At 61.8% G+C, this 13,233-nt stretch carries 16 protein-coding genes; 8 read left to right on the forward strand and 8 right to left on the reverse strand.

The genetic code is table 11. The features are described 5' to 3' along the window. Positions 1–62 precede the first annotated feature (62 nt). Entirely contained in the window at positions 63–734 is a 672-nt protein-coding gene (locus J2Y83_RS16385) for a DNA-3-methyladenine glycosylase I (RefSeq protein WP_253396725.1), read from the reverse strand. Positions 735–801: 67 nt separating this feature from the next. Then, positions 802–1,626 carry a tRNA 2-thiocytidine(32) synthetase TtcA gene (gene ttcA / locus J2Y83_RS16390; protein WP_253396727.1) on the reverse strand — a complete coding sequence of 275 codons (825 nt, stop codon included), beginning with the start codon at positions 1,624–1,626 and terminating at the stop codon, positions 802–804. A gap of 303 nt (positions 1,627–1,929) precedes the next feature. Between ttcA and J2Y83_RS16395 the strand changes: the two genes are divergently transcribed. Next, positions 1,930–2,532, forward strand: coding sequence for a Yip1 family protein (locus tag J2Y83_RS16395; RefSeq protein ID WP_247405141.1), 603 nt, complete (start codon positions 1,930–1,932; stop codon positions 2,530–2,532). A 129-nt stretch (positions 2,533–2,661) separates the two neighbouring features. Continuing rightward, entirely contained in the window at positions 2,662–3,156 is a 495-nt protein-coding gene (locus tag J2Y83_RS16400) for a SprT family zinc-dependent metalloprotease (RefSeq protein WP_026140162.1), read from the forward strand. A gap of 114 nt (positions 3,157–3,270) precedes the next feature. On the opposite strand, the gene J2Y83_RS16405 is transcribed toward J2Y83_RS16400, so the two are convergent. Further along, entirely contained in the window at positions 3,271–4,452 is a 1,182-nt protein-coding gene (locus J2Y83_RS16405) for a CaiB/BaiF CoA transferase family protein (protein WP_253396729.1), read from the reverse strand. Positions 4,453–4,610: 158 nt separating this feature from the next. Here J2Y83_RS16405 and tusD point away from each other — a divergent pair, with 158 nt between their 5' ends. From tusD to J2Y83_RS16435, 6 genes are all read left to right on the forward strand, one after another. Next, positions 4,611–5,003, forward strand: coding sequence for a sulfurtransferase complex subunit TusD (gene tusD / locus J2Y83_RS16410; RefSeq protein WP_253396731.1), 393 nt, complete (start codon positions 4,611–4,613; stop codon positions 5,001–5,003). A 1-nt stretch (position 5,004) separates the two neighbouring features. Further along, positions 5,005–5,355, forward strand: coding sequence for a sulfurtransferase complex subunit TusC (tusC, locus tag J2Y83_RS16415; RefSeq protein WP_253396733.1), 351 nt, complete (start codon positions 5,005–5,007; stop codon positions 5,353–5,355). Beyond that, positions 5,355–5,633, forward strand: a complete 279-nt coding sequence (gene tusB / locus J2Y83_RS16420; protein WP_253396735.1) for a sulfurtransferase complex subunit TusB — start codon at positions 5,355–5,357, stop codon at positions 5,631–5,633. Before tusC ends, tusB begins: the two co-directional genes overlap by 1 nt. Then, on the forward strand, positions 5,630–5,965 hold the full coding sequence (locus J2Y83_RS16425) for a TusE/DsrC/DsvC family sulfur relay protein (protein ID WP_247404614.1): 336 nt from the start codon (positions 5,630–5,632) through the stop codon (positions 5,963–5,965). The genes tusB and J2Y83_RS16425 overlap by 4 nt, the downstream gene beginning before the upstream one ends. Beyond that, positions 5,962–6,963: a glycosyl transferase family protein gene (locus J2Y83_RS16430; protein WP_253396738.1), complete on the forward strand. Its 1,002-nt coding sequence runs from the start codon at positions 5,962–5,964 to the stop codon at positions 6,961–6,963. Before J2Y83_RS16425 ends, J2Y83_RS16430 begins: the two co-directional genes overlap by 4 nt. Positions 6,964–7,051: 88 nt before the next feature. Further along, positions 7,052–8,047: a glutathione S-transferase family protein gene (locus J2Y83_RS16435; protein ID WP_253396740.1), complete on the forward strand. Its 996-nt coding sequence runs from the start codon at positions 7,052–7,054 to the stop codon at positions 8,045–8,047. Positions 8,048–8,153: 106 nt separating this feature from the next. Here J2Y83_RS16435 and cysG read toward each other — a convergent pair whose 3' ends face one another. From cysG to lolA, 5 genes are read right to left on the reverse strand one after another with little or no spacing between them, the layout of a single operon-like run. Beyond that, positions 8,154–9,548, reverse strand: coding sequence for a siroheme synthase CysG (cysG, locus tag J2Y83_RS16440; RefSeq protein ID WP_253396742.1), 1,395 nt, complete (start codon positions 9,546–9,548; stop codon positions 8,154–8,156). Continuing rightward, on the reverse strand, positions 9,549–10,829 hold the full coding sequence (gene serS / locus J2Y83_RS16445) for a serine--tRNA ligase (protein WP_253396745.1): 1,281 nt from the start codon (positions 10,827–10,829) through the stop codon (positions 9,549–9,551). Positions 10,830–10,845: 16 nt separating this feature from the next. After that, on the reverse strand, positions 10,846–11,220 hold the full coding sequence (gene crcB, locus J2Y83_RS16450) for a fluoride efflux transporter CrcB (RefSeq protein ID WP_247404599.1): 375 nt from the start codon (positions 11,218–11,220) through the stop codon (positions 10,846–10,848). Next, positions 11,220–12,542 carry a replication-associated recombination protein A gene (locus J2Y83_RS16455; RefSeq protein WP_253396747.1) on the reverse strand — a complete coding sequence of 441 codons (1,323 nt, stop codon included), beginning with the start codon at positions 12,540–12,542 and terminating at the stop codon, positions 11,220–11,222. The genes crcB and J2Y83_RS16455 overlap by 1 nt, the downstream gene beginning before the upstream one ends. 27 nt (positions 12,543–12,569) lie before the next feature. Then, a complete protein-coding gene (gene lolA / locus J2Y83_RS16460; protein WP_247397136.1) occupies positions 12,570–13,193 on the reverse strand; it encodes an outer membrane lipoprotein chaperone LolA in 624 nt (207 codons plus the stop codon). Positions 13,194–13,233 lie beyond the last annotated feature (40 nt).

Genomic DNA, 13,233 nt, shown 5'->3' on the forward strand with positions numbered 1-13,233 from the left:
CCCACAGTTGAAATGCAGTTTCCTGTGGGAGTGGGCTTGCCCGCGATGGCATCACCTCGGTCTCAATGATTGACCGTATACGCCAGCATCATCGACAACTGACACATCGGCCGCCCACTCTCGGCATGCCACTGGTTGAACGCCCCCTGCACCGTCGCCAGGTCGCGCAGGCTGGTGGGGGCCTTGTCGACGATCTTCTGCGCATGCAGTGCCGCGACCACGTCATCGCTCGGCACGAAGGTATCCTTGCCCACCATGCGCAGGAAGCGCGGCGCCGACAGCCCGCCCAATTGATGGCCGTGCTTGCTCAGGTATTTCCACAACCCGACGATGTCGGTCACCGGCCAATCGGCGATAAACGCGCCGAAACTGCCCTTCTCATGGGCGATGTCGAGGATCATCTGCGCGTTACGCGGCACGCTCTTGAGCTTGCCCAAGTGGCGGATGATGCGCGTGTCCTGCATCAAGCGCTCCAGGTGTTCGGCGCCCATCAGCACGACTTTTTCCGGGTCGAAGCCAAAGAACACCTGCTCGAACGCGGGCCATTTGGCATCCACGACGCTGTGCTTGAGCCCGGCGCGAAAAACCCGCAGCGCCAGGGTCGACAGGTAACGATCATCACTGATCTGGCGCAATTGCGCCGGCGTCTTGGGGACAGGCAGACGGGCTTCCAGTTCGGCCGCCGAACCGAAGCGGTTCAGACAATATTCGTGCAGCCACTTGTAATCGCGCATGCCCTCTCCTGGGGATTGAAATCAAAACGGCGCCTGTGAGCGCCGTCGTTCAGAGCGTTGAGAAACGTCAGAGGTTCACCACGTTGACGAAGCGCGAAGCGGCGTTCTCGTCGATACGCAGGCTGGTGAAGTCGAACAGGTTACGGTCGGCCAACTGCGACGGGATCACGTTCTGCAAGCTGCGAAAGATACTCTCGGTCCGCCCTGGGGTCTTGCGTTCCCAATCCTGGAGCATCTCCTTGACCACCTGGCGCTGCAGGTTTTCCTGGGAACCGCACAGGTTGCACGGGATGATCGGGAATTGCTTGAAGTCGGAGTAAGCCTGGATGTCCTTCTCGTTGCAATACGCCAGCGGGCGAATCACCACGTTGCGTCCATCATCGGCGCGCAGCTTGGGCGGCATGGCCTTGAGGGAGCCGTTGAAGAACATGTTGAGGAAGAACGTCTCGACGATATCGTCGCGGTGATGCCCCAGGGCCATCTTGGTCGCACCGATCTCATCGGCAAACGTGTAGAGCGTGCCACGGCGCAGGCGCGAACACAGCGAGCAGGTGGTCTTGCCCTCCGGGATCAGCTCCTTGACCACCGAATAGGTGTCTTTTTCGACGATGTGGTACTCGATGCCCAATGCCTTGAGGTAGGCCGGCAGCACGTCTTCGGGGAAGCCCGGTTGTTTCTGGTCCATGTTGACGGCGACGATCTCAAACTTGATCGGCGCGACCTTTTGCAGGTGCAGCAGCACGTCGAGCAGGGTGTAGCTGTCCTTGCCGCCGGAGAGGCAGACCATGACCTTATCGCCGTCCTCAATCATGTTGAAGTCGGCGACCGCTTCACCGGCCAGGCGACGCAGGCGTTTTTGCAGTTTGTTCTGGTTGACCGTAAGAGTGCCCATGGCGCTTGGATCCGCTAGAGGTGTGTGACGAAAAGCCGGGTATTTTACCGGTAAGGTTGGTCAAGTTCCAATGTGGGAGGGAGCAAGCCCCCTCCCACACATGACTGCATTGCCAACTACAGACCGCGCCGCGATTAAGCCCACTGTTTACAGCGCAATTTGCTCTAAAGCCCTACGGTTTTTCCGGTCATCACTTCCTATACTGCGACTTGAGGTCGCACATAACTATCCAGACCTTTCAGGCCATCTGGCCCGTGGGCGCTCCGATGGGGGGCGATGGTAATAACAACAGGAGTGACTGGCATGATCCATCACGTCGTGGGGCTTTTTACCCATCCCGACCAGGAATGGCGGGAAATTCGTGGCGATAAAGAAGAAAGCGTCGGCCACATGTACCTCACACACACCTTGATCCTTGCGGCGATCCCCGCCGTATCAGCCTATATCGGCACCACTCAGATCGGCTGGGTCATCGGCAACCGCTCCCCGGTCATGCTGACCCAGGAAAGCGCCTTGTGGATGACCCTCATGTCTTACGTGGCGATGCTCGGCGGCGTAGCGGTCATGGGCGCCTTCATTCACTGGATGGCGCGCACCTACGACGCCAGCCCCAGCATGGCGCGTTGTATCGCCTTTGCCACCTACACCGCCACACCGCTGTTTATCGGCGGGCTGGCGGCGCTCTACCCGCACATGTGGCTGGGGATGGTCGTCGGCACGGCGGCGATCTGTTACACGGTGTACCTGCTGTATGTGGGGTTACCGACGTTCATGAGCATCGATCCGGACGAAGGCTTCCTGTTTTCCAGCTCGGTGTTGGCCGTGGGCCTGGTCGTGCTGGTGGCAATCATGGCGTTTACTGTGATCGTCTGGGGCCTGGGCGTTGGCCCGATCTATACCAACTAAGCGGTTTCACCCAGCAGGCAAGGCCACCGCAAGGTGGCTTTGTGCGTCATGCATGACCATTCGGCGCCTGACCGATTCGGAAACACCCGCCTTTGCGGCATACTGGGCATCTCTGGAGAGATGTACAGCATGCCCGAGCAACTCAATACCCGCGTCGAAGATTGTTTCCTGCTAGCCGAATCCTTTTTCAAACGAAGCTTCAAACGCCCCCAGGTCAGCCTCAAGTTGCGGGGCCAGAAAGCCGGTGTCGCGCATTTGCACGAAAACCTGCTGCGCTTCAACCCACAGTTGTACCGAGAAAACAGCCAACACTTCCTCAAACAGACCGTGGCCCATGAAGTGGCGCACCTGATCGCCCACCAATTGTTTGGCGAACGCATCCAGCCCCATGGCGAGGAATGGCAACTGATCATGCGCGGCGTGTATGAACTGCCGCCGGACCGTTGCCACACCTATGAGATCAAGCGCCGCCAGGTGACCCGCTATATCTACCGCTGCCCATGTGCCGACAGCGACTTCCCGTTTTCGTCACAGCGCCATGGGTTGGTGAGGCAGGGGCGGCGTTATCTGTGCAGGCGCTGTCGGCAGACGTTGGTGTTTACCGGGGAAACTCGCGTCGAGTGAAATATGCGGTGTGTGTGAGGGCCTCATCGGGGGCAAGCCCCCTCCCACATTTTGACCCTGTTCACAGAGCTAATTGTGGGAGGGGGCTTGCCCCCGATGAGGCCCTCACAGTCCCTACACAACCACCTTGGCCCTACGCAACTCGCTGATGCGCTGTGAGCTCAAGCCCAACTCCATCAGCACTTCATCACTGTGTGCGCCCACAGCGGCCCCAATATGCCGGGGAGCTGGCAGCCCCTCGGAAAACTTCAGCGGGCAAGCCATCTGCGCCTGGGTCGAGCCGTCGGCCCGAGGCACCTGGGCGACCAACTCCCGCGCCTTCAACTGCGGATGCTCCACCGCTTCGCTCAGACTCAACACCGGTTCCACGCATGCATCCACCCCGGCAAACAACTCGCACAGCTCCTCGAAGCTGCGCTTCTCGAACTCAACCTGCAGCGCCTGCTTGAGCGCCTTTTGCTGCGCAGGCTTGGGCGACAAGCCTTGTGCCGCCAACTCCGGTCGTCCCAACGTTGCGCACAATTGCTGCATAAACGCCGGCTCCAGACTGCCGACCGACATCCAGCGCCCATCACGGGAGCGGTAATAATCGTAGAAACTGCCACCATTGAGCACATGGGTCTCCCAGCCGGGCTCCACGCCGCAGGCCAGATATCCAGCGCCGGCCATCGCATTCAAGCTGAACGAGCAGTCGGTCATGCTCACATCCAGGTATTGACCGACGCCGCTCTGTTGCCGCGCAATCACCGCCGCGAGCAGGCCCACCACCGCGTGCAGCGAGCCGCCGGCGACATCTGCCAATTGCACGCCCAAGGGCAGCGGCCCGCTGTCCTGACGCCCGGTATGGCTGGCCACTCCGGCCAACGCCAGATAGTTGATATCGTGCCCGGCGCGATCCTTGTAGGGGCCGGTCTGACCGTACCCGGTGATCGACACATAAATCAGCCGCGGGTTGATCGCCTTCAACGCCGCATACCCCAGGCCCAGGCGTTCCATCACCCCAGGGCGAAACTGTTCGAGCACGATGTCGTAGCCCTTGACCAGCTCGCGCACAATCTCCAGCGCCTCGGCCTGCTTCAGATCCAGGGCGAGGCTGCGCTTATTGCGATTGAGGTAAGCATGGCTCGCCGAGGTCCCCTGATCATGGGGCGGCAGCACGCGGAGCAGGTCCATGCGCGTGGGCGATTCGATGCGCAGCACCTCGGCGCCCATGTCCGCCAGCATCAGCGAAGCGAACGGGCCGGGCAGCAAGGTGGAAAAATCCAGTACTTTAAGGGACGCCAAGGGACCTGACATGGAGACTCCGTTTCCGATTCGACAGACCACAGCGTAGTCAGCCTTCAGCGCCCAGGGCAATCGTCAGAACGATCAGCGGCCGTGACCGTTTTGATCACGGCGGGCTTTTTCCCGACGACGGCCTTATCATTGACCCACGTTTGCTTGCAGGGTGTTCCATGAAATTCGCGATAGCAGTGTTTTCCGCCGCCCATGCGCCCTCCTCGCGTCGCGCCTTGCTGTTCGCCCAGGCGGCGCTGGCCGGCGGGCATGAGATTGTGCGGCTGTTTTTTTATCAGGATGGCGTCTACAGCGCCTCCAACACCATCGTTACGCCACAGGATGAGCAAGACATCGCCCGCCAATGGCGTGAGTTTGTCAGCGCACATCAGTTGGACGCCGTGGTCTGCATCGCCGCAGCCCTGCGCCGTGGTGTGCTCAACAGTGAAGAAGCCGCGCGCTACCAACGCAGCGCGGTGAACGTGGAGGCGCCATGGGAGCTGTCGGGCCTTGGGCAATTGCACGACGCGAGCCAGATCGCCGACCGCTTGATCTGTTTTGGAGGGCCGTGACATGTCCACATCCTTGCTGGTGATCAGCCGCCAGGCACCGTGGTCCGGGCCGAGCGCGCGGGAAGCGCTGGATATCGTATTGGCCGGCGGCGCGTTCGATCTGCCCATCGGCCTGCTGTTTCTGGATGACGGCGTGTTCCAACTGGCACCGCACCAGGACCCCAAGGCCGTGCAGCAAAAAGACCTCGGCGCCAACCTGCAGGCGCTGGGGCTGTTCGGTATCGACGAGGTGTTTGCCTGCGAGCACAGCCTCGCCGCGCGCGGGCTGACGCACCCGGTCAATGCACAGCCGCTGAACAACGAACAGATTTCCCAGTTGATTGACCGTTACGACCAGGTGATAACCCTCTGATGTCGACTCTACATGTGGTGTCTCACTCCCCGTTTACCGATAGCCGCCTCGACAGCTGCCTGCGCATCTGCGGCAGCGACGATGCGATCCTGCTCTGTGGCGACGGCGCCTACGGGCTGCATCACCCGGCCCTGCAACTCAAGGGCGTGAAGGTGTTTGTGCTGGCCGAAGACAGCCTGGCGCGCAACCTGCCGCTGCCCGACTGGGCCGACTGCGTGGATTACCCAGGCTTCGTGCAGCTGTCGATCGACTACGACAAGGTCAACACCTGGCTATGAACACCCTGACCGTGGGCACGCACGCCCTCGAACTGGACAAGGACGGCTACCTCGTCGACCTGAACGAGTGGTCGGTCGACGTGGCCAACGCCCTGGCCGCCGCCGAAGCCCTCGAGTTGACCCCGGCGCACTGGGAAATCCTCGAGCTGCTGCGCCAGTTCTATCAAGAATTCCAGCTGTCCCCCGCCACGCGCCCGCTGATCAAATACACCGCCTTGAAGCTGGGCGCGGACAAGGGCAACAGCCTGCACCTCAACAAACTGTTCAACGGCACTCCCGCCAAACTCGCCGCCAAGCTGGCGGGCCTGCCCAGGCCGACGAATTGCTTATGACCGACTTTGCCCCGCTGCCCCTCGAAACCCCCGCCGAGCACCCGTTTGCGCCGTTCGTGCGCATCCTGGGCAAAGGCAAGCGCGGCGCGCGCAACCTGACCCGCGAAGAAGCCCGCGAAGCCATGGGCATGCTGCTTGACGAAAAAGTCGAAGACACCCAGCTCGGCGCCTTCCTCATGCTGCTGCGCCACAAAGAGGAAAGCCCGGAAGAACTCGCCGGTTTCACCGAAGCGGTGCGCGAGCGCTTGCACGCGCCGGCGCTGAAGGTGGATGTCGACTGGCCGACCTACGCCGGCAAAAAGCGCCACCTGCCGTGGTTCCTGCTGGCCGCCAAGTGCCTGGCGCAGAACGGTGTGCGCATCCTCATGCACGGCGGCGGCGCCCACACCGCTGGCCGGTTGTACACCGAACAATTGCTCGAAGGCCTGCAGATCCCGCTGTGCCGCAATTGGCAGCAGGTCGAGACGGCTTTCGAGCACGGCAACCTGGCGTTCATCCCACTGGGCGACTGGGCACCGCAACTGCAACGCATGATCGACCTGCGCAACACCCTGGGCCTGCGCTCGCCGATCCACTCCCTGGCACGCCTGCTCAACCCACTGAACGCCCGCTGCGGCCTGCAAAGCATCTTCCACCCCGGTTACCAGGGTGTACACCGCGATGCCAGCGGCCTACTCGGCGACAATGTGATTGTGGTCAAGGGCGATGGTGGTGAGATCGAGATCAACCCCGACACGATCAGCCACCTCTACGGCACCACCGGCGGCGAAAGTTGGGACGAAGAATGGCCCGCCCTCTCCGCCCAGCGCCATGTCAAACCGGCCAGCCTGGAGCCCGAGCAGTTGAAAGCGCTGTGGCGCGGCGATGTCGAGGACAGCTACCCGCAACTCGCCTTGATCGCCACCATGGCCCTGGCCTTGCGCGGTCTGGGTCATCCGCGGGAGCAAGCGTTCGAACTGGCCCAGCACTACTGGGATGCGCGGGATAAATCGATTTAATCGATCATTGCGCCGCAGTTTTTGCGCTTTTAGTTCGAACTCATCCCTTTAGACTGGGCTCTAACGCTTATTAGCCAAGGAGCCAGTCATGGGTTTGCTGATCGAAGGACACTGGCACGACCAGTGGTACGAAAGTAGCGCGGATGGCGCTTTCCAGCGAGAACAGGCGCAACGCCGCCACTGGGTGACCGCTGACGGCCAGCCCGGCCCCAGCGGCGAAGGTGGCTTCAAGGCCGAAGCCGGTCGTTACCACCTGTATGTGTCGCTCGCCTGCCCATGGGCCCATCGCACACTGATCCTGCGCAAACTCAAAGGCCTGGAAGATCTGATCGACGTGTCCGTGGTCAGTTGGCTGATGCTGGAAAACGGCTGGACCTTCGACAAGGCCCGCGGCTCCAGCGGCGACTCGCTGGATGGCTTCGCGTTCATGCACCAGCGCTACACCGCCGACACGGCCGATTACACCGGGCGCGTCACGGTGCCGGTGCTGTGGGACAAACACCTCAAGCGCATCGTCAGCAATGAATCGGCGGAGATCATCCGCATGTTCAACAGCGCGTTCAACGGGCTGACCGGCAACACCCTGGACTTCTACCCCGAAGCCCTGCGCGCGAGCATCGACGCGTTGAACGAGCGCATCTACCCCGCCGTGAACAACGGTGTGTACCGCGCAGGTTTCGCCACCTCGCAGCAGGCGTATGAACGTGCGTTCGATGATCTGTTTGCCGAACTTGACCACCTGGAACAGCACCTCGGCGAGCATCGCTACCTGGCCGGTGAGTACCTGACCGAGGCCGATGTGCGGCTGTTCACCACGCTGATTCGCTTTGATGCGGTGTATTACAGCCACTTCAAATGCAACCTGCGGCGGATTGCGGATTATCCGAATCTGTCGAACTGGTTGCGGGAAATGTATCAATGGCCGGGAGTGGCCGAGACGGTGGACTTTGCGCACATCAAGGGGCATTACTATGCCAGCCACCGCACCATCAATCCGACGGGGATTGTGCCCAAGGGGCCGTTGCAGGTGTTTGATGCCCCGCATGATCGTGGGCGGTTGAGCGGTAAGGGGGTCTGGCGCTGATCCAGAGGATGGGTTGGATCAAATGGCCGCATCGGGGGCAAGCCCCCTCCCACATTTTGGAATGCATTCCAATGTGGGAGGGGGCTTGCCCCCGATGCATTTAGGCTCAGACCTGGGCCTGGGCGCCTTCAAACCATTTGAGCTTCTCGCGCAGCACCACCACCTCACCGACGATCACCAGCGTCGGCGCATGCACTTCATGCTCCGCCACCATGCGCGGCAAGTCGGCCAGGGTGCCGGTGAACACGCGCTGGTTGGACGTGGTGCCCTGCTGGATCAACGCCGCCGGCGTGTCCGCCGAACGCCCATGCTTGATCAGCTGTTCGCAGATGATCGGCAAACCGATCAAGCCCATGTAGAACACCAGGGTCTGCGACGGGCCCACCAGATCACTCCAAGGCAGGTCGGAGGTGCCGTTCTTCAAGTGCCCGGTGATAAAGCGTACCGATTGCGCATAGTCGCGGTGAGTCAGCGGAATCCCGGCATACGCCGCGCAGCCGCTGGCCGCGGTGATGCCCGGCACCACCTGGAACGGAATGCCATGGGCCGCCAGTTCTTCGATCTCTTCGCCGCCACGGCCAAAGATGAACGGATCGCCACCCTTGAGACGCAGCACACGCTTGCCTTGCTTGGCCAGGTCGACCAGTTGTTGGTTGATCTGGTCCTGGGGCACAGCGTGGTCAGCACGACGCTTGCCCACGTACACGCGCTCGGCGTCACGCCGGCACAGCTCAAGAATCGCCGGGGCCACCAGGCGGTCGTAGAGCACCACATCGGCCTGCTGCATCAAGCGCAAGGCGCGGAAGGTCAACAGGTCCGGATCGCCGGGGCCGGCACCCACCAGGTAGACTTCGCCCGGCGCATACGGCGGTGCGCCGTTGACCTTTTCAATCAACAGGCGCTCGGCTTCATCGCCCTGCCCGGCCAGTTGCCGATCAGCAATCGGGCCCTGAAAGACTTCTTCCCAGAACGCGCGGCGCTGCTGCACATCCGGGTACAAGCGCTTGACCTGAGCCCGAAAGCGCGCTGCCAGCCCGGCCAGTTGGCCATACGTGGACGGAATCCAGGTTTCCAGCTTGGCCCGGATCAAGCGTGCCAGCACCGGCGCATCGCCGCCGCTGGACACCGCGATCACCAACGGCGAACGGTCGACAATCGCCGGGAAGATCACGCTGCACAGGGCCGGCGCATCCACCACATTGACCGGCACGCAACGGCGTTTGGCATCGCTGGACACTTGTGCGTTCAGCGGTTCGTCGTCCGTTGCGGCGATGATCAGGGTGCAACCGTCGAGGTCGGCCTCCTGATAACCGCGCACGATCAGTTCCCCGCCACTGCCCTGCACCAGTTCACGCAACTGGTTTTCGATCTGGGGAGCAACCACCCGCAGCAGCGCGCCAGCGTCGGCCAACAGCCGGGACTTGCGCAAGGCAATCTCCCCGCCGCCGACGACCAACACACGACTGCCGCGCAGGTTATGGAACAGCGGCAGAAATTCCATTTAACCGATGACCTCGATGCCCGCCATGTAAGGCTTGAGCACGTCCGGCACACGGATCGAACCGTCGGCCTGCTGGTAGTTTTCCAGCACGGCCACCAGGGTACGGCCTACGGCCAGGCCCGAACCGTTCAGGGTGTGCACCAGTTCCGGCTTGCCGGTTTCCGGGTTGCGGAAACGCGCCTGCATGCGACGGGCCTGGAAATCACCGCAGTTGGAGCACGACGAGATCTCGCGGTATTTGTCCTGGCTCGGCACCCACACTTCGAGGTCGTAGGTCTTCACGGCGCTGAAACCCATGTCACCGGTACACAGTGCCAGCACGCGGTACGGCAGTTCCAGCAGTTGCAGCACGCGTTCGGCGTTGGCGGTCAGGCCTTCGAGGGCTTCCATCGAGGTCGACGGCTCGACAACCTGCACCATCTCGACTTTGTCGAACTGGTGCTGGCGGATCATGCCGCGGGTGTCGCGCCCCGATGCTCCGGCTTCACTGCGGAAGCACGGCGTGTGCGCAACGAGCTTGAGCGGCAGGTGCTTGGCGTCGAGGATCTCGCCGGCCACGATGTTGGTCAGCGACACTTCGGCGGTCGGGATCAGGTACAGGTCGGCTTCGCCATCGCGGCTGATCTTGAACAGGTCTTCCTCGAACTTCGGCAACTGGCCGGTCCCCTGCAGGGCCGGGGCCTGAACCAGATACGGCGTGTAAGCCTCTTCGTAACCGTGTTCGCCGGTGTGCAGGTTGATCATGAACTGCGCCAGGGCGCGATGCAGGCGGGCAATCGGGCCACGCAGCAAGGCAAAGCGCGCGCCGGACAGCTTGGCGGCGGTTTCGAAATCCAGGCCACCGCTGAGTTCGCCCAGGGCGACGTGGTCCTTGATCTCGAAATCAAAGGCCTTTGGCGTGCCCCAGCGGCGCACTTCGACGTTACCCTCTTCGTCCGCACCGACCGGCACCGACTCGTGCGGCAGGTTCGGAATGCCCAGCAGGATCGAATCCAGTTCGCCTTGAATCTTGTCCAGTTCGACTTTGCCGTCGGACAACTCGGTGCCCATGCGCTCGACATCCGCCATCAACGGCGCGATGTCTTCGCCGCGCTGCTTGGCCTGACCGATGGACTTGGAACGCGCATTACGCTCAGCCTGCAGTGCTTCGGTGCGGGTCTGGACGGTCTTGCGCTGTTCTTCCAGCGCTTCGATGCGCGCAACATCCAAGGCAAAGCCACGGGATGCCAGGCGGTCCGCTACGTCCTGAAGGTTGCTACGTAACAGTTTGGAATCGAGCATGTCGGTCTCTCGTTTATCAAAGTTTGGTCAAGGACAGGCCGGCCCAGGTGGCGAGCAGCCCGCCGAACACGCTGATGCCCAGGTACCCGAAGGCGACCAGGACCTGCCCGCTTTCCAGCAGGCGCACCGTATCCAGTGAAAAGGATGAAAAGGTCGTCAGACCGCCTACAAAACCGACAATCAAGCCGGCACGAATTTCAATCGGCACTTCCGGGCGCAACAGGAACCAGCCATACAACAGCCCGATAATCAAGCAGCCCACCAGGTTGACCGCCAGGGTCGCGGCATAAAAATGCCTCGGCCAGTTGGCGTTTACCCAAGTACCAGTGGCGAAACGCAATAATGTACCAGCGATGCCGGCAACGGACACGGCAAGAATCGTCTTGAGCACTACTTTCTCCGCTGTTTGGGGCTGAGGCGGTCGAGTTGAGCGAGGTGATTGAGCTTTTCACCGATCTTCAGCTCCAGGCCACGGGGCACCGGCTGGTAGAACGGCTGCGGCTCAAGCTCGTCAGGGAAGTAATCTTCGCCGGCGGCATAGGCGTCCGGCTCATCGTGGGCGTAGCGGTATTCATCACCGTAACCCAGTTGTTTCATCAGCTTGGTGGGCGCATTGCGCAGGTGCAGCGGCACTTCGAGGGAGCCATGTTCGGCCGCGGCGCGCAGTGCCGACTTGAAGCCCATGTACACCGCGTTGCTTTTCGGCGCACACGCCAGGTAGGTAATCGCCTGGGCCACCGCCAGCTCACCTTCCGGACTGCCGAGGCGCTCCTGCACTTCCCACGCCGCAAGGCACAGGCTCAAGGCGCGGGGGTCGGCGTTGCCGATGTCTTCACTGGCCATGCGCACCACGCGGCGCGCCAGGTACAGCGGATCACAGCCACCGTCGATCATGCGAGCGAACCAGTACAACGCGCCGTCGGGGTTGGAGCCGCGTACCGACTTGTGCAGCGCCGAAATCTGATCGTAGAACGCTTCGCCACCCTTGTCGAAACGCCGGCGTGTGTCGCCGAGCAGGCTTTGCAGGAGTTCGACGCCAATCTCGCTGCCGTCTTCGGCCAGGTCGGACGCATTCTCCAGCAGGTTGAGAAAACGTCGCCCGTCGCCATCGGCGGCGCTGAACAGGATCTTGAAGCCTTCATCGCTGAGGCTCAACTGGCGCTTGCCCAAGCCCTTGTCTTCGCTCAAGGCGCGCTGCAGCAGCTTTCGCATCGCCGCTTCATCCAGGCTCTTGAGCACATACACCCGCGCCCGCGAGAGCAAGGCGTTGTTCAATTCGAAGGACGGGTTCTCGGTGGTTGCACCGATAAAAATCAGCGTGCCGTCTTCGACATACGGCAAGAACGCATCCTGCTGAGACTTGTTGAAGCGATGCACTTCGTCGACAAACAGGATGGTGCGCTTGCCATATTGCCCGGCCTGCTGCTTGGCCACTTCCACCGCCTGACGGATCTCCTTGACCCCGGCCAGCACCGCCGAGACCGTTTCGAAGTGGGCATCCGAGACTTTCGCCAGCAGCCGCGCGAGGGTGGTTTTACCCACCCCCGGCGGCCCCCAGAAAATCATCGAGTGCAGCGCACCCTGCTCCAGGGCTTCGCGCAAAGGCTTGCCGCGAGCGAGCAGGTGTTCCTGACCGACGTACTCATCCAGGTTGGTCGAACGCAAGCGTGCGGCCAGGGGTTGAGCGATCGGGGCACTTCGAAACAGGTCCATGGGCAGCGTTTGAAACCTCTAGGCAGGTTATTCCTGGATCACGTCGGCACCCTTGGGGATGTCGAACTTGAACTTGGAGGCGGGCACCGGCTCGTTGGCCTTGACCCCGGTGAACAGGATATTGGTGCGCTGGCCGACGCTGTCGACCAGTTGCATGTCATTGATCACACCGTTGCGGAACGACAGGCGCAGGCTGTCGAACAGCGTGTCCTTGGATTTCGGCTTGAGGGTGAAGTCGATCACATTGCTGGCTTGCTTGGAGGTGATGTCGAAACTGTCGCTGATTTTCGATACATCGCCCGACAGCAGCAGCGCCGGGGTCTGGTTCAGGCGCGGGTCGAGCTTCTTGATGGTCGCCTGTTCCAGGTCCGGGTCCCACAACGTGACTTTTTGGCCGTCCGAGACGATGGTCTGCTCATTCGGCGCGTCGGTCTTCCAGTAGAACAACCCTGGGCGTTGCACGGCCATTTCACCGGCGGTTTCCTGCAACTGGGTGCCGCCGCCGTCCAGGGTCAACTGGGAGAAGCGCGCAGTCAGGGTCTTGGATTTGTCCAGCAGGTTGGTCAGGCTGGCGACGGAGGCCGGATCAGCGTGAGCCGAAACAGCAGTCAGGGCCAGTGCCGGCAACAACAGCATGCGGATAAGACGCATGGGAGTCCTCATTGAGTCGTTAGGGCGTGCCGCGTGCTGC

It is taken from the genome of Pseudomonas marginalis, assembly GCF_024169655.1.
Taxonomy (GTDB): Bacteria; Pseudomonadota; Gammaproteobacteria; order Pseudomonadales; family Pseudomonadaceae; genus Aquipseudomonas; species Aquipseudomonas paraveronii.